The organism is Shinella sp. 20P9.1.1, from assembly GCF_057798995.1.
Map to the genome: position 1 here is coordinate 463,214 of NZ_JBYOLC010000001.1, position 19,894 is coordinate 483,107.

The following is a 19,894-nucleotide window of genomic DNA, read 5'->3' on the forward strand; positions in this document are numbered from 1 at the left end:
TGGCGATGAGCGCGGATCAAGTGTCGGACCGGGAGGGCAAACCGTCCTCCCGCACCCGGTTGGCCCTGACGGTCTTCCTGCTCTGCCTTGTTGTGATCTTCGTCGCGCTTGGCAGCTGGCAGGTGCAGCGCCTGTTCTGGAAGCTCGACCTCATTTCCCGCGTCGAGACACGCATCCATGCCGATCCGGTGCCGGCGCCTTCGGGTACGATCGATCCGGCGGAGGACGAATACCGCCGCGTCACCGCAACCGGTCTTTTCGATCACGCAAAATCGGTGCTGGTGCAGGCCGTCACGGAACGCGGGGCCGGCTTCTGGGTGGTGACGCCGCTGCGGCAGGCCGACGGATCGACCGTTCTCGTCAACCGCGGCTTCGTTCCCACGGACAAGCGGTCTCCCGAGGCGCGTCTCGCCAGTGAACTGGCCGCCGGGCCGGTCTCCGTGACGGGGCTCTTGCGCCTGAGCGAACCCGGCGGCGCCTTCCTGCGCGCGAACGACCGGGCAAATGATCGCTGGTTCTCCCGGGATGTGGCGGCCATCGCAGCGGCGAAGGGACTGACGAACGTCGAGCCCTATTTCATCGATGCGGATGCGACACCCAATATGGGCGGTCTTCCCATCGGTGGGCTGACGGTCGTGACCTTCCGCAACAGCCACTTGGTCTATGCGCTGACCTGGTATGCCCTGGCGATCATGAGCGCGGGCGCCGTCTATCTCGTGCTCCGGCGGCGGGCATTTTAGCTTTCTCTCATTCTTGTGGCATGGTAATCTGGCGGCTTGGGGACAACACGGTTTCATCCGTACCGGAGGCTGCCATGACCGCATTCAATGTCGTGCGTTTCAAAGTCACGCCGGGCATGGAGGCGACCTTCCTCGATGCCCATAGCAATGTCGTCGCCGACTGGCCGGGCCTGCGTCATGCCAATATCATCCAGTCGGGCGAGGGGCGTTACTGCATCGTCGCCGAGTGGGACAGCATGGATGCGCTGGCGGGATGCCGGCCGCAGATGATTGCCACGCTCGACAGTTTTCGCGCGACCCTGGAGGACTTGGGCGGCGGGCTCGGCGTAACCGACCCGGTTGCCGGGTCGGTGGTTCTTGCGCTGAAGTAGCGCGCCGTCAAATCTCGAAAAAGTTCTCGAAGGATTCCGGAAAGCTCTGGCGGGCGACACGCTCGTTGATCTGGAGCATCGCCTCGTAGGACAGCGGATCGAAGTCGTTGTCCGCCGCCACGACTTCTCGCCCGAAGAGCAGGCTGAGGCGTGCGGCATCGAGATTGCCGCGCTCGAAGGGCTCGGCGCCGAAATGATGCCAGAGCGCATGCATGAAGGCGGCGTCGATACGGTATTCGGCCGTTCCCGCGCGCGCCTTGCGGGGCAGCGCCTTGACGGGCGTCACCCCGCGCGGATTGGCGCGGCGGATTGTGAACTGGACACCGGTTCCCGGCATGCCCGAGGGAAAGCCGCGGTGTTTGATCATGTCGGGCAGGGTCGCTTTTCCCATTTCCTCAGGTCCCGTTCTGGCCGATCTTATCCTGCGTCTTCGTGTCGAAGTCGGAGGCGTCGTGGCGTTCATGCAGCTGTTCGGACGGATCGCCGGTCAGCTTGTTGACCATGCGGCCGCGCTTGACGGCGGGGCGTGCGGCGATCTCGGCCGTCCAGCGCTGGACGTTCTTGTAGCTCTGCACATCGAGGAAGGTGCCGGCATCGCCGTAAGCCTGCCCGAGTGCGAGGGCACCATACCACGGCCAGATCGCCATGTCGGCGATCGTGTAGTCGGTGCCGGCCACATATTGATTATCGGCGAGATGGCGGTCGAGCACGTCGAGCTGGCGCTTCACTTCCATGGCATAGCGGTCGATGGCGTATTTGATGTGGATCGGCGCATAGGCGTAGAAATGGCCGAAGCCGCCGCCGAGGAAGGGCGCGGAGCCCGTCTGCCAGAACAGCCAGTTGAAGGTTTCCGTGCGGGCGCGCAGATCGCTCGGCAGGAAGGCGCCGTATTTTTCGGCGAGATAAAGCAGGATCGAGGCGGATTCGAAGACGCGCACCGGCGCGCCGCCGCCCTTCGGCGCATGATCCATCAGCGCCGGGATCTTGGAGTTCGGATTGACATCGACGAAGCCGGAGCCGAACTGGTCGCCATTGCCGATGCGGATCGGCCAGGCGTCATATTCCGCGTCCGTGTGGCCGGCGGCGAGAAGCTCCTCCAGCATGATGCCGACCTTCACGCCGTTCGGCGTGGCCAGCGAATAGAGTTGCAGCGGATGTTTGCCGACCGGCAGGTCCTTGTCCTGAGTCGGGCCGGCGGTCGGGCGGTTGATATTGGCGAAGGCGCCGCCATTGCCCTGTTCCCATTCCCAGACCTTGGGCGGCTGGTAGCCGGCGGGGAAATTGTCGCTGGGTGATTTTTCGGTCATGAAATTCAACCTTGTTTCACGGGAGGAAATCGATCTGCCGGAATTGGCACGCCTCCATATAGGAATGCTATCGGCTTTACTCACCCCTCCTGCGCCCGCTTTCAAGAGGTGTTTTTCGTATCCCCCGCAAGAAACGAAAAACGCCCCGCAAGAGGCGGGGCGTTCGTTGTCGGCTTGCCGTGAGAAATATCAGGCGGCCTGACGGTTTTCGACGTCGGTCGGGACCGTGGCGATCGTCTTCAGGATCTGCGAAGCGATCTGGTAGGGGTCGCCCTGCGAGTTCGGGCGGCGGTCTTCCAGATAGCCCTTGTAGTCGTTGTTGACGAAGCTGTGCGGGACGCGGATCGAGGCGCCGCGGTCAGCCACGCCGTAGCTGAACTGGTGGATCGAGGCGGTCTCGTGCTTGCCGGTCAGGCGCATGTGGTTGTCCGGGCCGTAGACGGCGATGTGGTCGGCGCGGGCTTCGGCGAACGCATCCATCAGGTCTTCGAAATAGGCCTTGCCGCCGACTTCGCGCATATATTCGGTTGAGAAGTTGGCATGCATGCCCGAGCCGTTCCAGTCAGTGTCGCCGAGCGGCTTGCAGTGGTATTCGACGTCGATGCCGTACTTTTCCGTCAGACGCTGCAGCAGGTAGCGGGCGAGCCAGATTTCGTCGGCGGCCTTGCGCGAGCCCTTGCCGAACACCTGGAATTCCCACTGGCCCTTGGCGACTTCGGCGTTGATGCCTTCATGGTTGATGCCGGCAGCCAGGCAGATGTCGAGGTGCTCTTCGACGATCTTGCGAGCGACGGCGCCGACATTGCTGAAGCCGACGCCGCAATAATACGGGCCCTGCGGAGCCGGGAAGCCGGCATCCGGGAAGCCGAGCGGGCGGCCGTTCTGGTAGAAGAAATATTCCTGCTCGAAGCCGAACCAGGCGCCCTCGTCATCGAGGATTTCGGCGCGGGTGTTGGACGGATGCGGCGTCTTGGCGTCGGGCATCATGATTTCGCAGAGCACGAGAACGCCGTTCTTGCGCTCCGGGTCCGGATAGGAAGCGACCGGCTTCAGTACGCAGTCGGAGCTGGAGCCTTCGGCCTGCTGGGTCGAGGAGCCGTCGAAGCCCCAGTTCGGGAGCTGGTCGAGCGTCGGGAAAGCATCGAATTCCTTGATGAGGGTCTTGCCGCGCAGGTTCGGGGTGGGCTTGCAGCCGTCGAGCCAGATGTATTCGAGCTTAAACTTGGTCATTTCGTTCTCTCACGTGACGCTTGGTTCCAAGACCACCGGACATCCTGTCGGCAGTCACCGATCTATCGAATGCATGCGCCGTGCCAGATTGAAATCGGCATCGAAATCCGCGGATTTTTTTGCATTATCGCGACCTCGTGCACCTTGCGCGCCGCGGCTTCGCGCAAGGAAGAGGCGGCATGCCTAAAAATTAGGCGGTACGGTGCAAGGTAGGAGGCAGAGCCATTTCTCGCTTGGCAAAGAGCAAGCTTTTCCTCGAAGCATTTGCGAATCTACGCTAAATTAGCGGTCGGCGACGTCCTTCACATCAGGACGATCGGCCGGACGGAGGGGATGATGGATCATGTGCGCACATTCGCGCCCGTCTCTGCGGAAGAGGGCATCGTTGCTTCCAGCGTCTATATGGCCGGGCGGCGCATTGCGGATATTCCCATCGAGGAGGCCGGCGCCTGGGCGGGAAAGGAAGGCCATGTGGTCTGGATCGGGCTTCTGGAGCCGAGCCGCGAGCTTCTTTTGCGCGTGCAGGCGCAGTTCCACCTGCACGATCTCGCCATCGAAGATGCCGAACACCCGCATCAGCGCCCCAAGCTCGAGCAATACGGCGATGCGCTGTTCATCGTAGCACGCACCGCGCAGCTGATCGACCGTCGCGTCACGTTCGGCGAAACGCATCTCTTCGTCGGCAAGGGCTATATCGTCAGCGTGCGGCATGGCCCCTCGACCTCCTATGCCACCGTCCGCCAGCACTGGGAAACCTGCCCGCATTCCCTGGCGAAGGGCGAGGATTTCGTGCTTTACGCCATCCTCGATTTCATCGTCGACAACTACATGCCGGTGCTGGAGCAGCTCGAATACGAGGTCGAGGAGATCGAGGACAAGGTGCTGCTCAAACCGATGACCGGGCCGGAAATCGAGCGGCTCTACATGATGCGGCGCGATCTCCTGCGCCTGCGCAACGCCGCGCTGCCGCTGGTGGAGGTCTGCCGGCGGCTGACGAGTTCCGATCTACCGCAAATTCAGGCAGCCATGCATCCGCTGTTTCGCGATGTGACCGACCATATCCGCACGGTGCAGGAAAAAATCGACAGCCTGCGCGAAGTGCTGGCCTTCGCCTTCGAGGCGAGCCTGCTGGTCGGGCAGAGCCAGGAAACGGCGATTTCCAAGAAGCTGGCTTCCTGGGCGGCGATCCTTGCCGTGCCGACGGCGCTCGCCGGCATCTACGGCATGAACTTTTCCGACATGCCGGAACTCAGGATGGAGTACGGGTACCCGATGGTGCTCACCGCCATCGTGGCGACTTGCAGCTTCCTATACTGGCGGTTCCGCAAGAACGGATGGCTGTAGGAACGATGCATCTCGCCGAGGCAATGGGCCTCGGCGAGACTGCGATTTCCGCTTAGAATTCGTCCCATCCGGCTTGTGCCGCAGGCGCGGCCGCCCCGCCGCCGAAGGCGCTGGCGATCTTGCCGACCATGCGGCGGGCCGGCGAAGCGACGGCGCGCGAGGCGGTGTTGGCCGCGACGACCGGTGCTCTTGCCGGCGCCACAGCACGGCTCGACGTTCCGCCGACCTGGAACTGGCCGACGAGCTGGCGCAGCCGCTCGGCTTCGGTGGCGAGCGACGCGCTGGCCGCGGTCGACTGCTCCACCATGGCGGCATTCTGCTGCGTCGTCTGGTCCATCTGGTTGACGGCGGCATTGACCTCGGCAAGGCCGATCGACTGCTCGCGGGCGGATGTCGCGATGGCGTTCAGCTGGCCGTTGATGTCGTTGACATGCTGGCCGATGATCTTCAGCGCCTCGCCGGTTTCCGTGACCAGACGAACGCCGCCTTCCACTTCCGTGGCCGAATGGCGGATCAACTCCTTGATTTCCTTCGCCGCTTGCGCCGAGCGCTGGGCGAGTTCACGCACTTCCTGCGCGACGACCGCAAAACCCTTGCCGGCCTCACCGGCGCGGGCCGCTTCGACGCCGGCATTCAGCGCGAGCAGGTTGGTCTGGAAGGCGATCTCGTCGATCACGCCGATAATGTTGGAGATCTGGCGCGAGGATTCCTCGATGCGCTGCATGGCCGAGACGGCATCGGAGACGACCTTGGTGGACAGGTTGGCCGAACCGGTGGCTTCCGATGCCTTGGCGCGGGCCTCTTCAGCGCGCTTGGAGGAGTTGGAGACGTTGGCGGTGATCTCGTCGAGGGCGGCGGCGGTCTCTTCGAGGGCCGCGGCCTGCTGTTCGGTGCGGCGCGACAGGTCGTTGGCGGCCTGGCTCAGTTCGCGCGAGCCGCTGTCGATGGCGCCGGTGGTTTCGGAGACGGATTGCAGCGTGCTGCGCAATTGCCCGACGGCGGCGTTGAAATCCTGGCGAAGGGTCTCGAATTCCGGGGCGAAGGATTGCGTCAGCTCGCAGGCGAGATCGCCGTCGGCCATGCGCTTCAGACCGCCGGCAAGGCCTTCGGTCGCCTCGGCCATGGCGGCGGCGCGCACCCGGTCGACTTCGGCGCTGCGTTCACGCTCGGCTTCGGTTGCGGTGCGCTGGGCCTCGGAGGAGGCTTCGAGCGCGCGGGTGCGCAGGCCGTTTTCCTTGAAGACCTGCACGGCTCGCGCCATGCCGCCCACTTCGTCGCGGCGCTCGGTCTCGGCGATCGCCACATCGAGGTCACCGCTGGCGAGCGTCGTCATCGTGCCGGAAAGAATGTTCAACGGGCGGGCGATCCAGGCACGCACGGCGAAGAAGCCGGCGACGAGGATGACGGCCAGGCCGATGACGACCGCGAGGATCGTCGTCAGAATGGTGGTCCGCGTGGCCTCGACGAGGGCTTCGTGGCGCGCTTCGCCGACAGTGGTGATCTTGCCGATCTCATCGGTGATATCGTTGATCACGGTGGCGAAGGCGGGTTTGCAGGTCGCGGCGAAATCACCCTGGGTGCTGGTCACCGCAGCGTCGTCCAGCGCCGCGCTGGCCGCGGCGATCAGCGCGCTGCACTGGCTGTTCAACGCGTCGAGCGCTGCCGTCTTGATGGACTTTATCCGCTCGTTTGCGGGCGCGGCGGCACTGGCCGCATCCATCTGCTTGGAGAAGAAGCCCTCGCTGAGCTTCATGTCCGCAACGGCCGCTTCCTTTGCCTCGGGCGTGCGCGCAATCAGGATGTCGGCGATGGCGGATCGGATCGAGACGAGGCTGCGGCTTGCCCGCGCCAGCATCAGGGTCGCGGTCGATTCTTCGTCCAGAAGCGTGGAATAGGACGTATCGATGAAGGAGATGCGCGAGGTGCTGTAGGCGGTCACGCCGGCGACGAAGAGGCCGAAAGCGCAGAGGATGACGAGGAACTTACCGATGATGGGGATATTGCGCATGGCGGCTGCCTAAGCTGGAGAAACTGGTCCAGTCGTAGGCCTCGACCGTTAGATTTCGCTTAAAATTTTATCCATCATTCGGTACAGCAGTTTTTCGCAAGGGGCATGAATAAGCATTAGCGAATAAAGATCAGACCCATGCCGAGAATGACGAGAGCGGCCCCCGCCCAGGCGCCGGCCGCCGGCCGTTCTCCCGTCCGCAGCCACAGCATGGGAAGGATGATGGCGGGGGAGGTTGCTGAGAGCGTCGAGACGATGCCGACCTTGCCGCCCGAAAGCGCGAAAAGCAGCAGCGTCATGCCGATGGCAAGGGCGGTAAAGCCGGTCAGCGCCGTCATGGCCAGGACCTTCAGCGTCAGCGGTCCCTTCGGCTTGACGGAGGCGATCGGCAGCTGCGCCATGACGCTGAGACAGGCGGCCGCGACGCCGACGCGCAGCAGCGAGGCGACGAACGGGTCGAGCCCGGTTTCCATGACGGGCCGCGCGATGATCGAGCCGATGGCCTGGCCGGTTGCCGCACCGAGCCCGAGCAGCACGCCGATCCACAGCGGCCCCTTGATCGTCTCCCACTCGTGCATCTGCGCCTTGCGCTTGCCGAAGATGATGGCGAGGAAGACGCCCGCCGCCGTCAGCGCGATGCCGGCAACGGCCGAGACGGACAGCGCCTCGCCCAGCACGAGCCAGCCGAGCAGGGCGGCGATGGGGGCATTCAGCGCGAAGAGGATGCCGGAGCGGCGCGGGCCGACGCGGTTGAGCGTCGAGAAAAGCAGGGTATCGCCGATGAAGATGCCGATGAAGCCCGACAGCAGCAACGGACCGACCGTCGTCGCATCCAGTTCGCGCCATGCGCCGGTGGCGAGAACGTAGAGCGTCAGCAGTCCTGTCACGAAAATCTGGCGGACACGGTTGAAAGTCGGTGCGCCGAGATGGCCGGCAGGTCCCGCCGAAATCAGCCCCGTCAGGGCCCAGCAGGTCGCGGCGCCGAGCGCGGCAAGTTCATGAACTGGCATTGTCGTCCGATCGGCAGGCTGAAGGGCGGAAATCGCATTCCGCACGCTCCGTTAAAGCGCGATCAGGGGCACGCCGTCCAGACGCATTGCAAGGGATCAACAGGCTTTCTGTGCACGGAAGAAAGCTATTCCCTGGCCTCCCGTTCCGTAGAACCCGCGCGCTCGGCAGCACTGGCAATGAACACGGCCTTCAGGTGCTCCGCGGCCGGCGACAGGCTGTGATGGCGGCGCTGCAGAAGCGAGACGTCGCGCATGACATGCGGGTCGACAAGATCGACCGCGGTCACGCGCACGGCGGAGGCGAGCTGGCTCGAATTTTCCGGTAGCACGGCGACGCCCATGCCGGCGGCGATCATGCTGATGGCGGTCGTCGAGAAACGCACCTCGTATTTCGGCTTATAGTTCGGCACCACGCGGATGAGGTTATGCTCGACGATGCTGCGCAACGGATTGGCGGCGGCAAGCGTGATGAGGGTCTCGTCCTTCAGCTCCGCCCAGCGCACGGATTTGCGCCGCGCAAAACGATGATCCTCTCGGCACATGAACATCAGTTTGTCGCGCAGCAGCGGCGTCGCGGTGATTTCCGGATCGTCTTCCGACAGGGTGCCGACGGCAATATCCACCTCATTGCGTTTCAGCGCCGGGGTGATCTGCTCTTCCGGCATATCCCTGATATTCACGGAGATTTCCGGATACATGCGCAGGAAGCGCGCGATGATCGGCGGTACGATGGTGGCGGCGAGCACGATGGCCGCCGCAATCGTCACCTGGCCGCGCTTCAGCGAGGCGTTATCGCGCACATCGCCGACCGCAAGCTCCAGATCCTTCAGGATCTTTCGCGCCTGCGGCAGGAATTCCTGGCCGACGAGGGTCAGCGAGACCATGCGGGTGTGCCGGTCGAACAGGCGCACACCGATTTCCGATTCCAGGTCGCGGATGAGGATGCTGACCGCCGACTGGGTCAGATGCATGTTTCGGGCGGCAAGATTGAACTGGCCGAGTTCGGCCACCGCGATGAAGGCCCTGAGTTGCCGCAGGGTGATGTTCATGAATACGGAGGCCTCCTGTTACGCAGCTGCCATCAAATCCTGCCGCCCCTGTCCTGTCTAGCCCGCAAGCGCCGGTTGTTGCCGCTGGCCCGCCATCAGCAGGCCGAGTTCTTCGAGGCGAGTGCGGTCCGGTGGCAGTTCGCCGAGGATTTCGCCGTGGAACATCACCAGAATGCGGTCGCAGATCGCGAACAGTTCCTCCAGTTCGGTGGAGATGAGCAGGATGGCGCGGCCGTTGTCGCGCTGCTTCAGCATCTCCTCCATCACGAACTCCATGGCGCCGATGTCGATGCCGCGGGCGAGCTGGTTGACCAGGATGAAATCCGGGTTGCGGGCGAGTTCGCGTGCAACGACCAGCTTCTGCTGGTTGCCGCCGGAAAGAGAGCCGATCGCCTGGTTATGGTCGCGGCTCTTCACGCGGAAACGCTTGATCAGGTCGCGGGTGTGCTCGCTAATCACGCCGCGGTTCAGCATGCCGCCGCTGGCGAAAGGTTTCTGGTCGTAGCGCTGGAGGATGGTGTTTTCGCTGAGCGACATCGAGACGACGATGCCGTGTTTGTGCCGGTCCTCAGGAATGTGGGAGAAGCTGCTGGCATTGATGCGGGCGGGGTCGAGGCCGGTAATGTCCTTGCCGTTCAGCATCACGCGACCCGAATCGACGGGCAGCAGGCCGGAAAGCGCGAGCGACAGTTCCGTCTGGCCGTTGCCGGAGACGCCGGCGATGCCGACGATCTCGCCGGCACGCACGTTGAGGCTCACGCCGCGCACGGCGGGCAGGCCCGTCTCGGCGCGGCAGGTCAGGTTTTCCACCGACAGCACGGTGCGGCCGGGCGGCTCGGGGCTGCGGGGAAGTTCCATGCGCACGTCGCGGCCGACCATCATATGGGCGAGCGCGCGCGCATTGGTCTCGCCAACATGGACGGTGTGCACCACGCGCCCGTCGCGCATGACGCTGATGCGGTTGCTGACGCGCATCACCTCGTCGAGCTTGTGCGAGATGAAGACGACCGTCTTACCGTCCTTGACGAGGTCGCCCATCAGCGACAGCAGGCGGTCGGTCTCCTGCGGGGTCAGCACGGCAGTCGGCTCGTCGAGGATGAGCAGGTCGATGCCGTGAAACAGGACCTTCAGGATTTCGACGCGCTGCTGCTCGCCGACCGAGAGGTCCTCGATGATGGCGTCCGGGCGCACGTCGAGGGCGTAGCGGTCGGAGAGCTCGCGGATTTTCGCATGGACCTTGTCCATGTCGTTGATGACGCGCAGCGCCGAGCCCTGGCCGAGGATGTAGTTTTCCGCCACCGTCAGGTTGGGCACGAGCATGAAGTGCTGGTGCACCATGCCGATGCGCTGGCGGATCGCCTCACGCGGGCTGTTGAAGCGCACAGTCTCGCCCTTGAAGACGATCTCGCCCTCGTCGGGCCGCACCATGCCGCAGATCATGCTCATCAGCACGCTCTTGCCGGCGCCGTTCTCGCCGAGCAGTGAATGGATCTCGCCCTCCTCGATTTCCAGCGAGACGCCGTCGCTGGCGATGATGGGACCGAAGCGCTTGCGGATATTGTCGATGCGCAGGAAGGGTTTCTGGGACATGTCCGTTACCTCATCTCGTAGGGCTGGCCGAGCTTGCTGGGGGCGGCCCCCTTGCCGCGGACCACGACGAGCGTGACGATCGTCATGATGTAGGGAAGCGCCTGCAACACCTGGTAGGGCACGACGATGGATGCCTGCGCCTGGAGCATCAGTTGCAGTGCGTAGAACAGGCCGAAGAGCAGCGAGACGAAGAAGGCGCCTGTCGGCGACCAGCGGGCGAAAACCACGACGGCAAGCGCGATGAAGCCGCGGCCCGACGTGATGCCCTCGACGAACTGGTTGGAATGACCGAGTGTCAGGAACGCCCCGCCAAGGCCGGCAAGGCCGGTGCCGACCAATACGGCCGCGTAGCGATAGCCCGCGACATTGCGCCCGGCCACGTCGACGGCTTTCGGATGTTCGCCGACAGCCCGCAGCGTCAGCCCGAAGGAGGTGCGGAACAGCACGAGGCTGGCGAGGATCGCGACGAGAACAGTCGAATAGACGATGAGGTTCTGCCGGAAGAAGGCCTCGCCGAGGAACGGGATATCGCTGAGGAACGGGATATGCACGGGCTGGGCGATCTCGATGCCCTTGCCGGTCGAGACGTAATAGGTGCGGAACAGGAAGGCGGTGAGGCCCATGCCGAGCAGGTTGAGCGCTGCCCCCACCACGATCTGGTCCGCCTTGATGGTGATCGTGAAGAAGGCGAAGATCAGGCCGAACAGCATGCCGCCCGCCACCCCGGCCAGCAGGCCGAGGAGAATGCTGCCGGTGGCGAAGGCCGCCGCGAAGCCGCAGAACGCGCCGACCAGCATGGTGCCTTCCAGCCCGATATTGAGCACGCCCGCCCGTTCGGAAAACACCTCGCCGATCGAGGCGAAGATGAGGGGCGTCGCAAGCCTCCAGGCGGCGCCGGCAAGCGCTGCGAGGAAGGTGAGGAACATCATGTCGTCCATGGAGAGATCCTTCAGGAAGGTCGCCTTGAGCAATTCCAGCAAAAGTGCCTAGCGGTTTTGCGTCCGGAATTGCGCAACTCTAAAGCTTTGTTTTCCCGCAGGGCTCATGCGCCCTGCCGGAGTTTCCATTCTTCAAGCCACGATCCTGAGGATGTCGCGCAGCTTGGCGAAGGCGACGACCGAGAGGATGACCATGCCCTGGATGACCAGCACGAGGACCTGCGGCACCTGCGAGGTGATCTGGAGCACTTCCGAACCGGAGCGCAGCGTCGCGAAGAGCCCGCCCGAGATGATCGCCGCCAGCGGATTGTTGCCGGCAAGCAGCGCGACCGCGATGCCTTCGAAACCGTAGCCGGGCGAGATGTTCTGGTAGAGCCGGTGCGTGACGCCGGCCACTTCGAAAGCGCCGGCAAGCCCTGCCATCGCGCCGGAAATGCACATGGCGATCATGACGTTTCGGGCGACCTGCATGCCGGCATAGCGTGCGGCATTCGGATTGAGGCCGACGACGCGCAGCGCAAAGCCGCGGCTGCTCCTTTGCAGGAAGATGTAGAGCGCGACCGCCAAAACGATGGCAACGAGGATGCCGATATGCAGGCGCATGTCGGAGACGATGCGCGGCGTCCAGGCTTCCCGGATCAGGCGGGCGGACTGGGGATAGGCCGCACTCGCATCGCGCATCGGGCCGGTGACGAGATAGCTCGTCAGGATCAGCGCGATATAGTTGAGCATGATCGTGGTGACGATCTCGCTCGCCTGGAAGCGTACCTTGAGATAGCCGGCAATGCCGGCCCAGGCAGCGCCCGCCAGAGCGCCGGCCAGCATGACGAGGGGCGCATGCACCCAGACGGAGAGCCCGTCGAAGCTGGTGCCGACCAAAGTCGCGGCAATCGCACCGGCATAGAGCTGGCCTTCGGCGCCGATGTTCCAGATCGAACAGCGGAAGGCGACGCAGAGGCCGGCGCCGATGAGGATGAGCGGCGTTGCCTTCAGCAGGATTTCGCCGACAGAGCGCATGTCCTGGAACGAGCCGAAGATCATGACGGTGACGACGTCGCTGCCGTTGAAGCCGTTGAGCCACAACAGGAGGGCGCCGAAGGCGAGGGCGACGAGGACTGCCGCGATCGGAGTCACGGCGCTGATCGCGATCTGCGAGAGCGTCCGGTAGAGGGTCTGGGCTGCTTGAGGATACACGGTCTCGCGCACTCCCTGGTTTACCTGTGCCATAGGATCGGTCCGGATGTTTGTGTGGCATTCGGCGCGGCAGGCTGCGGCCGGAGGACCGGCCGCAGCGCAAGGCCGTTTATTCGCCGTCCGTCTTGATTTCGCCGGCTGCGATCTTGTCGCTGATCGCCTTCACTTCCGCGCGGATCTCCGCCGGCACGGAGACCGGACCGTCATCGCGGAAGGTGAAGGAGATGACCTTCGGATCCTTCAGGCCGAAGACGACGTTTTCGGTCGGCGGGCTGCCGTCCTTGATCGACTTGACGACCTCCACCACGCCCTGCGCGTAGTCGGCGACATAGAGGCCGAGAATGTTGTTGGGCGCGACCGGCGTGAAGTCGCTGAAGATCGAGAAGGAGCGCACGTCCTTGCCGGATTCGGCAATCGCCTGGTAGCCGCCGACGGTGGCGCCTGACGCGTTCGGCACGACGAAATCGGCACCCTGCGAGATCATGCTCAGCGCCGCTTCCTTGGCCGCCGTCGTATCGGTGAAGTTGCCGATATAGGCCTCGCTGATCGGGAAGTCTGGATTGACGCTCTTGGCGCCGTTCTTGAAGCCGGCGAAGGCTTGCTGGATCGGCGGGATTTCCATGCCGCCGACGAGGCCGGCTTTCTTGCCCATCTTCGCGGCGATCACGCCCATCAGGTAGAAGGGCTGGCTTGTATCGGTGTTGAGGCCGATGACATTGCCCTCATGGATGCTGCTCGACGAAATCAGGAAGTAGACGTCGGGATAGTCGAGCGCGACTTCCAGCGCTGCATCCTGGAACTCGAAGCCATGGCCGAGAATGACCTTGTAGCCCTGGCTCGCATAGTCGCGAAAAGCCTTTTCGAAGGAGGCCGGGTTCTGCTGAAGCTCGACATAGCTGATCTTGGCGCCGAGCTGGCTTTCCACGCCCTTCAGCGCGTTGAAGCCGATGCGGTTCCAGCCCTCTTCCGAGACGCTGCCCGGCACGAGAAGGCCCATCTTGAAATCGTCTGCCTGAGCGATTGCCGGGATGGCAAGGGCGATCGACAGGGCGGCTACGCCTTCCAGGAACAGTCTTCTTGAGAATTTCATTGCATTTCCTCCCATTGTGTTGGTTTTCCGGGACCCGCGCCGGATCTTCGCGTCACTTCGCGCGGGTCTGGATGTCGCCTGCGACGATTTTTGCGCTCACGTCATCGACGAATGTGCGCAGGTCCGTGGGCACCGGTCGGGTGGCCGCGTCGTTGTAGGTAAACTTGATGACGTCGGTGTCCTTCAGGCCGAAGTCGACATTGCTGTCCGGCACCTTGCCGTCCTTGATGCCTGAAACGATACGGACGATGCCCTGGCCGTAATCGGCGAGGAACGTGCCGAGCACGTTCTGAGGCGCGGCGTGGGTATAGTCGCTGTAAACGCTGAACGTGCTGGCCTTGCCGCCCGATTCCCGGGCCGCCTGGATGACGCCCATGCCGGCCGAATTGGCATTGGGAATGACGAAATCCGCGCCCTGCAAGATCACGCTGAAGGCGGCTTCCTTCGCCGCGCTCGCATCGGTGAAACTGCCGAGATAGACGGTCGAGACCGGGAAGTCCGGGTTCACGCTCTTCGCGCCGTTCACGAAACCTTCGAAGGCCTGCGTGATGGGCGGGATTTCCATGCCGCCGATGAGGCCGGCGCCCTTGCCCAGCTTCGCGGCGATCACGCCCATGAGATAGAAGGGCTGGCTGGCATCGGTGTTGAGGCCGATGACCTTGCCCTCGTGGATGCGGCTCGACGAGATGAGGAAGACGGTGTCCGGAAAATCCTCCGCCGCCGTCAGCGCCGCATCCTGAAACTGGAAGCCGTGGCCGAGCACGATCTGATAGCCTTGGCCCGCATAGTCGCGGAACGCCTTCTCGAAGGCCGCCGGGTTCTCCGGCAGTTCGACATAGCTGATCTTGGCGCCGAGTTCCTTCTCGACGCGCTTCAGCGCGTCGAAGGCGATCCGGTTCCAGCCTTCTTCCCCGATGCTGCCGGGGACGAGAAGTCCCATCTTGAAGTCGTCGGCACGGGCGGGCGTCTGCCAGATCGAGCCGACAAGCGTGAATGCGATAGTGGATGCAAGCAGCGAACGATGTGAAAATACAGTCTTGTTCATTCCAGTCTCCCCTTAGATTGACGTCCAATCCCCCCGGAGTCGCCGCTCGGTTATGCATCCTCCTTCGTGGCAATGCTTTCGGTCGCGCTCTGCGAGACGAGACGGCCCCTCGAGAAGACGAAGGCGCGGTCCGGTCCGCCGGCAACCAGCGTGTCCGTGTCGATGCAATCGGTGACGACGAAATCGGCGCGCGCACCGGCCTTCAGGCCATGGTCCTTGCCGAGGCCCATCAGGCGAGCCGGCGCCGTCGTGATCATGCGGTGGGCGGCGGCCAGTTCGTCGCCGCGCAGATGACCGGCTAGCAGCGTCCAGCGCGCGATTTCCAGCATGTCGCCGGAGCCGGTCGGCACGAACGGATCCTGGATGTTGTCGGAGGCCGTCGCGATGGTGACGCCGGCGCGGTAGAGCTCGGCAACGCGCGTCAGGCCGCGCGGCGGCAGCATTTCGGCGTCGCGGCCCTGGAGATAGAGGTTTGCCGCCGGAAGCGTTACGACGCCGACATCGAGCGCCAAGAGCCGTTCGGCGATGCGCTGGAATTCCGAGCGGGGCAGCGCACTCAGCACGGAGACATGGCTGAACACGGTGCGGCCCTGCATGCCGAAGCGCTCGACCCGTTCGAGGGCGGCATCGAGCAGATGCACGTCTGCCTTGAGGTGCTCGTCGAGATGCAGGTCGACCGGCTTGCCGGCCTTCACCGCGGCGGAAAACAGGATGTCGAGATAGCGCGGCGGGTCTTCGGAGACCGCGGGCGTGCCGCCGACGGCATCGGCCAGTGCCACCGCGCCGTCGATGTTCTTGCCGAGCCAGTCGAAATCCTGGCCCGGATGGGGCGTCATGAAGGCGACGAGCTGGAGGGTGATGCGATCCTTTTCGGCATCGCGGATGCCGGCCAGCGTCTCGATGCCGTGGAAACCGGCATCCTTGTCGACGTTGATGTGGCTGCGGATGCCCGTCGTGCCGCGGGAGAGACATCGCTCGACGGTGCGCGTGGCACGCTTGTGGATGTCGTCGGGGCCGGCGGTGCGGGCATATTTGGCGAAGGCGTCGCGGGCGCCTTGCAGCGTGCCCGACGGATTGGGTGTGAAGCGCAGCACGCCCGTCTTGTCGAGATGCTGGTGCGCATCAAGGAAGCCCGCAGTCACCAGCATGCCGGTGATATCGACGCAGGCGCCGCAGGACGAGGTGTCGAGATAGGGTTCGACCGCGATGATGCGTCCGTCGGCTCCCACAAGGATGTCGCTGACCGATTGCGAACCATCGCCAAGAATGACGGTTCCGCCCGTAAGCGCAAAGGACTGACCGGCGGCCAGATTTGCGAGCGACGCTGTTGCAGTGTCTCGTACCATTCGTTCCCACCTTCTCGTTATGGCGGAAAACTAAGCATGGGCGATTAGTTCAAACAAATTCATTATTTCAATTGTTTGATGAAATATCGATATTAATCGCAGTTGCTCAGTTCTATCGCATTCGCAAAATCATTCGAGGAAAAACACAAATATTCAAAGCGTTGTCTTCTCGAAGAATGGCCGCCTTCGGCCTTTGCAATGAAGGCCATTCATCAAAAATTCAGTGCCGATATTGTGGTTCTTCCGCGTCCAATTGCCGGCGAATGGCCGCAAGATGGGCCTTGGCGGACTCCGGATCGCCTTCGCGCATCTGCCGGTAGGCGGCTTCCGCAATGGCGGGATCGACCGGCGAGACCGTGCGGCCGGTCGACATGGCGAGCACCTGCACCTCGGCGGCGCGCTCGAGATAGTAGAGGTCGTCCCAGGCCTCCGCGATGGTGGGGGCGAGCACCAGCACGCCATGGTGCTTCAGGAAAACGATGTCGGCATCGCCGACCGTGCCGGCGATGCGCGCGCCCTCGGCATAGTCGAGCGCCAGGCCGTTGTAGTTCTCGTCGACGGCGGTGCGGCCGTAGAATTTGAGCGCGGTCTGTCCGGCCCAGATCATCGGCGGCCCGTCCGTCATGGAGAGCGCGGTCGCATACGGCATATGCGTGTGGAAGGCGACCTTGGCACGCGGCAGGCGGCGGTGGATTTCGGCGTGGATGTAGAAGGCGGTGGCTTCCGGCGCGCCGTCGCCGTCGATGACGGTGCCGTTGAAATCGCAGATCAGCAGTTTGGAAGCGGTCAGTTCCCGGAAGGCGTAGCCGTAGGGATTGACGAGGAAGAGATCGTCATGGCCGGGCACGACGGCGGAGAAATGGTTGCAGATGCCTTCCTCGAAGCCGTTGCGGGCCGCCATGCGGAAACAGGCGGCGAGCTCTTCCCGGGCGGTGCGGATGGCATCGGTGGAGAGGTCGGGGCGGTTCGGCCGGGTGGTCCCGCCGGAATGGGCGGCGCGGTCGTTCAGGGAATGAGCCATGGATGCTCCTGGTCTGGCGTGGCTGGGAGCGGCGGCTGGCCTGAAGGCGCGTCATGCGCCGGCCTCCGCGCACAGCGTCGAGCCGCTGCGCCCTGCCTGCCCGCGTCCTGCGCGGTCCAGCAGCGCCTTCAGATAACGCCGGAATTTTTACCGGGTCAATGGACCGATTTCAGCAGGAAATCGCGAAAGCGCCGCGCGGCCGGCGACAGCGAACGCCCGCGTTTCTGGATCAGGCTGACCTCGCGCTTGATATGCGGTTCCTTCGGCGTGCGCACGACGAGGCCCATGGAGGTGGCAAGCCGGGTGACGGCCGAGGTCATGATCGCGACGCCCAAACCGCCTTCGACCATGCCGATGATCGTCAGCGGCAGCGCCACCTCCTGCATCGACTTGTCGAGCGGCAGGATGATGCCGTTGCGCGCCAGTTCGTTCTCCAGCCGGTCACGGATCGGGTTGCCGCGCTGCGGGCCAATCAGCTTGCAATCGGCAAGATCCGTCCAGCGCAATTCGGGGCGCTTGACCAGCGGATCGTCGGCATGGAGCACGACGAGGAACTCGTCCGTGGTAAGCCGCGTGCCGACGAGTTCCGGATCGTCTTCCGGCACCGTGCCGAGGCCGAGATCGACGGAACCGTTCGCCACCTGCTCCAGCACGGTCTTCTCCGCCACGTCATGCAGCGCGACGGCGATTTCCGGATAGAGCTTGGTGAAGCCGTGCACGAGCTGCGGCAGCATCAGCGCCGCCTGCACCGTGCCGGCCGCCATGGTGACCTTGCCGCGGCGCAGCGCCGTCAGCTCCTGCGAACTTTCCACCATGCCCTCGATGTCGGCGACGGCGCGCGCGGCGATCGGCAGGATATCCATGCCCGCCTGGGTGAGGCGCAGAAGCCGCGTGTGCCGGTCGAAAAGACGCAGGTTCAGGTTCGTCTCCAGCTGGCGCACCAGCGTGCTGACCGCCGATTGCGAGGAGCCGAGCTTGTCGGCGGCAAGCGTGAACTGCCCGAGATTGGCCACGGTGACGAAGGCGCGAAGCTGTTTCAGCGTGATGTCCATGTCATCAATTCATTCAATTACCAGATGAATAAATATAATTATGCCGATTGTTTGCTGATTTGGTCAACAGCATGATCGGCCTTGTACGGCGTGCGGTGCCAAAACATGAGGCCAAGATGCCCCCCACCGCGCCGGAACACTATTCGCTGGGAGGAAAGCGAATGTCCAATTCCGAAACGACGGATCCCGTCGAGAAGAAGTACCCTGTCCCGAGCCTTTTCGCTCTCGGTCTGCAACACGTTCTCGTCATGTATGCCGGTGCGGTCGCGGTGCCGCTGATCGTCGGCACGGCGCTTCACTTGCCCAAGGAGCAGATCGCGCTGCTCGTTAGCGCCGACCTGTTCGCCTGCGGCATCGTCACCATCATCCAGGCGCTCGGCATCTGGAAAATCGGCATTCGCCTGCCCATCATGATGGGCGTCTCCTTCACCGCCGTGCCCTCGATCATCGCGACCGGCACCAATCCGGAACTCGGTATGCCCGGCGTCATCGGTGCCGTCATCGGATCCGGCATCTTCGTCCTTCTCGTCGCCCCCTTCTTCGGTCGATGGGTGCGTTTCTTTCCGCCGATCGTTACCGGCACGGTCATGCTGATCATCGGCCTTTCCCTGATGCGTGTCGGCGTCAACTGGGCCGCGGGCGGCCAGCCGATGATCAAGGGCCCTGACGGTATGATCCCGAACCCCGCCTATGGTGCGCCCTTTGGGCTCGCCGTGGCAGCTCTCGTGCTCCTGTCGATCCTGCTGCTCACCCGCGTTCTCAAGGGCTTTCTCTCCAATCTCGCGGTGCTGATGGGCATCGGCATCGGTTTTGCAATCGCCATTGCCGCCGGCAAGGTGGATTTCCACGGCGTGGCGGATGCCGACTGGCTGCGTGTCATCCACCCGCTCGCCTTCGGCTGGCCGGTCTTCGAATTCTGGTCCACCCTGTCGCTCTGTGCGGTCATGGTGGTCATGATGATCGAATCGACCGGGCAGTTCCTGGCGGTCGGCGACATGGCCGGGCGCAAGATCACCCAGCGCGATCTTACCCGTGGCCTGCGCACCGATGGCGTCGGCAACATAATCGGCGGTCTGCTCAACACCTTCACCTACACGACCTATGCGCAGAATGTCGGCCTGCTCCAGATCACCGGCGTCCTGAGCCGCTTCGTGGTCGCCGCGGGCGGCGCCATCCTGATCCTGCTCGGCGTGTTGCCGAAGGTGGCCTTCATCAGCGCATCGATCCCGAGCTACGTCGTCGGCGGTGCCGCCATCGTGATGTTCGGCATGGTCTCGGCGACCGGCGTGAAAATCCTGTCGAAGGTCGATTTCGCTGCAAACCGCCGCAACCTCTACATCGTCGCGGTCAGCGTCGGTCTCGCCATGGTGCCCGTCGTCGCCGACAACATCTTCGACCAGCTGCCCGCCGCCGTCAGCAAGTTCCTGCATAGCGGCGTGCTGGTCGGCACCTTCGCGGCGGCACTTCTCAACATCCTCTTTAACGGCGTGCCCGCGAAAGAGCCCGAGGAGGCCGAGGAGGAGCATGGCGTGTCCGCAGCTGCGGACCTCGCCTGAACA

At 63.8% G+C, this 19,894-nt stretch carries 18 protein-coding genes; 4 read left to right on the plus strand and 14 right to left on the minus strand.

Translation table 11 applies throughout. From position 1 onward, the window contains the following. Window positions 1–5 precede the first annotated feature (5 nt). Together AC27VQ_RS02130 and AC27VQ_RS02135 are read left to right on the plus strand one after the other, a co-directional pair. Complete coding sequence (locus tag AC27VQ_RS02130) at window positions 6–740, plus strand: SURF1 family protein (RefSeq protein WP_488715008.1); 735 nt, start codon at window positions 6–8, stop codon at window positions 738–740. Between the two features lie 74 nt (window positions 741–814). Continuing rightward, on the plus strand, window positions 815–1,111 hold the full coding sequence (locus AC27VQ_RS02135) for an antibiotic biosynthesis monooxygenase family protein (protein ID WP_488715009.1): 297 nt from the start codon (window positions 815–817) through the stop codon (window positions 1,109–1,111). A 7-nt stretch (window positions 1,112–1,118) separates the two neighbouring features. Here AC27VQ_RS02135 and AC27VQ_RS02140 read toward each other — a convergent pair whose 3' ends face one another. The 3 genes from AC27VQ_RS02140 to AC27VQ_RS02150 all read right to left on the minus strand — a co-directional run bounded on the left by AC27VQ_RS02140 (window position 1,119) and on the right by AC27VQ_RS02150 (window position 3,648). Continuing rightward, window positions 1,119–1,502, minus strand: coding sequence for a hypothetical protein (locus tag AC27VQ_RS02140; protein ID WP_313528677.1), 384 nt, complete (start codon window positions 1,500–1,502; stop codon window positions 1,119–1,121). A gap of 4 nt (window positions 1,503–1,506) precedes the next feature. After that, entirely contained in the window at window positions 1,507–2,418 is a 912-nt protein-coding gene (yghU, locus tag AC27VQ_RS02145) for a glutathione-dependent disulfide-bond oxidoreductase (RefSeq protein WP_488715010.1), read from the minus strand. A gap of 189 nt (window positions 2,419–2,607) precedes the next feature. Then, the gene (locus AC27VQ_RS02150; RefSeq protein ID WP_488715011.1) at window positions 2,608–3,648 is read right to left on the minus strand and encodes a glutamine synthetase beta-grasp domain-containing protein; all 1,041 of its coding nucleotides are present in this window, start codon (window positions 3,646–3,648) and stop codon (window positions 2,608–2,610) included. A 336-nt stretch (window positions 3,649–3,984) separates the two neighbouring features. Here AC27VQ_RS02150 and AC27VQ_RS02155 point away from each other — a divergent pair, with 336 nt between their 5' ends. After that, window positions 3,985–4,992 carry a magnesium and cobalt transport protein CorA gene (locus AC27VQ_RS02155; RefSeq protein WP_488715012.1) on the plus strand — a complete coding sequence of 336 codons (1,008 nt, stop codon included), beginning with the start codon at window positions 3,985–3,987 and terminating at the stop codon, window positions 4,990–4,992. 52 nt (window positions 4,993–5,044) lie between these two features. Here the strand turns inward: AC27VQ_RS02155 and AC27VQ_RS02160 are convergent, their stop codons facing one another. From AC27VQ_RS02160 to AC27VQ_RS02210, 11 genes are all read right to left on the minus strand, one after another. Further along, window positions 5,045–7,000 (minus strand): methyl-accepting chemotaxis protein, encoded by a 1,956-nt coding sequence (locus AC27VQ_RS02160; protein WP_488715013.1) that lies wholly within the window; start codon window positions 6,998–7,000, stop codon window positions 5,045–5,047. A 116-nt stretch (window positions 7,001–7,116) separates the two neighbouring features. Beyond that, the gene (locus AC27VQ_RS02165) at window positions 7,117–8,010 is read right to left on the minus strand and encodes a DMT family transporter (protein WP_488715014.1); all 894 of its coding nucleotides are present in this window, start codon (window positions 8,008–8,010) and stop codon (window positions 7,117–7,119) included. A 125-nt stretch (window positions 8,011–8,135) separates the two neighbouring features. Next, entirely contained in the window at window positions 8,136–9,059 is a 924-nt protein-coding gene (locus tag AC27VQ_RS02170) for a LysR family transcriptional regulator (RefSeq protein WP_488715015.1), read from the minus strand. A gap of 57 nt (window positions 9,060–9,116) precedes the next feature. After that, window positions 9,117–10,649 carry an ABC transporter ATP-binding protein gene (locus tag AC27VQ_RS02175; RefSeq protein WP_488715016.1) on the minus strand — a complete coding sequence of 511 codons (1,533 nt, stop codon included), beginning with the start codon at window positions 10,647–10,649 and terminating at the stop codon, window positions 9,117–9,119. 5 nt (window positions 10,650–10,654) lie between these two features. After that, window positions 10,655–11,587 (minus strand): ABC transporter permease, encoded by a 933-nt coding sequence (locus AC27VQ_RS02180; protein ID WP_313532539.1) that lies wholly within the window; start codon window positions 11,585–11,587, stop codon window positions 10,655–10,657. Between the two features lie 132 nt (window positions 11,588–11,719). Next, window positions 11,720–12,814, minus strand: coding sequence for an ABC transporter permease (locus AC27VQ_RS02185; RefSeq protein ID WP_313532541.1), 1,095 nt, complete (start codon window positions 12,812–12,814; stop codon window positions 11,720–11,722). Between the two features lie 76 nt (window positions 12,815–12,890). Beyond that, complete coding sequence (locus tag AC27VQ_RS02190; RefSeq protein ID WP_488715017.1) at window positions 12,891–13,871, minus strand: BMP family protein; 981 nt, start codon at window positions 13,869–13,871, stop codon at window positions 12,891–12,893. A 52-nt stretch (window positions 13,872–13,923) separates the two neighbouring features. Continuing rightward, window positions 13,924–14,916, minus strand: coding sequence for a BMP family protein (locus tag AC27VQ_RS02195; protein WP_488715018.1), 993 nt, complete (start codon window positions 14,914–14,916; stop codon window positions 13,924–13,926). Between the two features lie 50 nt (window positions 14,917–14,966). Next, the gene (locus tag AC27VQ_RS02200) at window positions 14,967–16,262 is read right to left on the minus strand and encodes an amidohydrolase family protein (protein ID WP_488715019.1); all 1,296 of its coding nucleotides are present in this window, start codon (window positions 16,260–16,262) and stop codon (window positions 14,967–14,969) included. 220 nt (window positions 16,263–16,482) lie between these two features. Further along, window positions 16,483–17,283, minus strand: a complete 801-nt coding sequence (locus AC27VQ_RS02205) for an aldolase (RefSeq protein ID WP_488715020.1) — start codon at window positions 17,281–17,283, stop codon at window positions 16,483–16,485. A 155-nt stretch (window positions 17,284–17,438) separates the two neighbouring features. Further along, on the minus strand, window positions 17,439–18,335 hold the full coding sequence (locus tag AC27VQ_RS02210) for a LysR family transcriptional regulator (RefSeq protein WP_488715021.1): 897 nt from the start codon (window positions 18,333–18,335) through the stop codon (window positions 17,439–17,441). A gap of 161 nt (window positions 18,336–18,496) precedes the next feature. On the opposite strand from AC27VQ_RS02210, the gene AC27VQ_RS02215 reads away from it, so the two are divergent. Next, window positions 18,497–19,891 (plus strand): nucleobase:cation symporter-2 family protein, encoded by a 1,395-nt coding sequence (locus AC27VQ_RS02215; RefSeq protein WP_488715022.1) that lies wholly within the window; start codon window positions 18,497–18,499, stop codon window positions 19,889–19,891. Window positions 19,892–19,894: the final 3 nt, after the last annotated feature.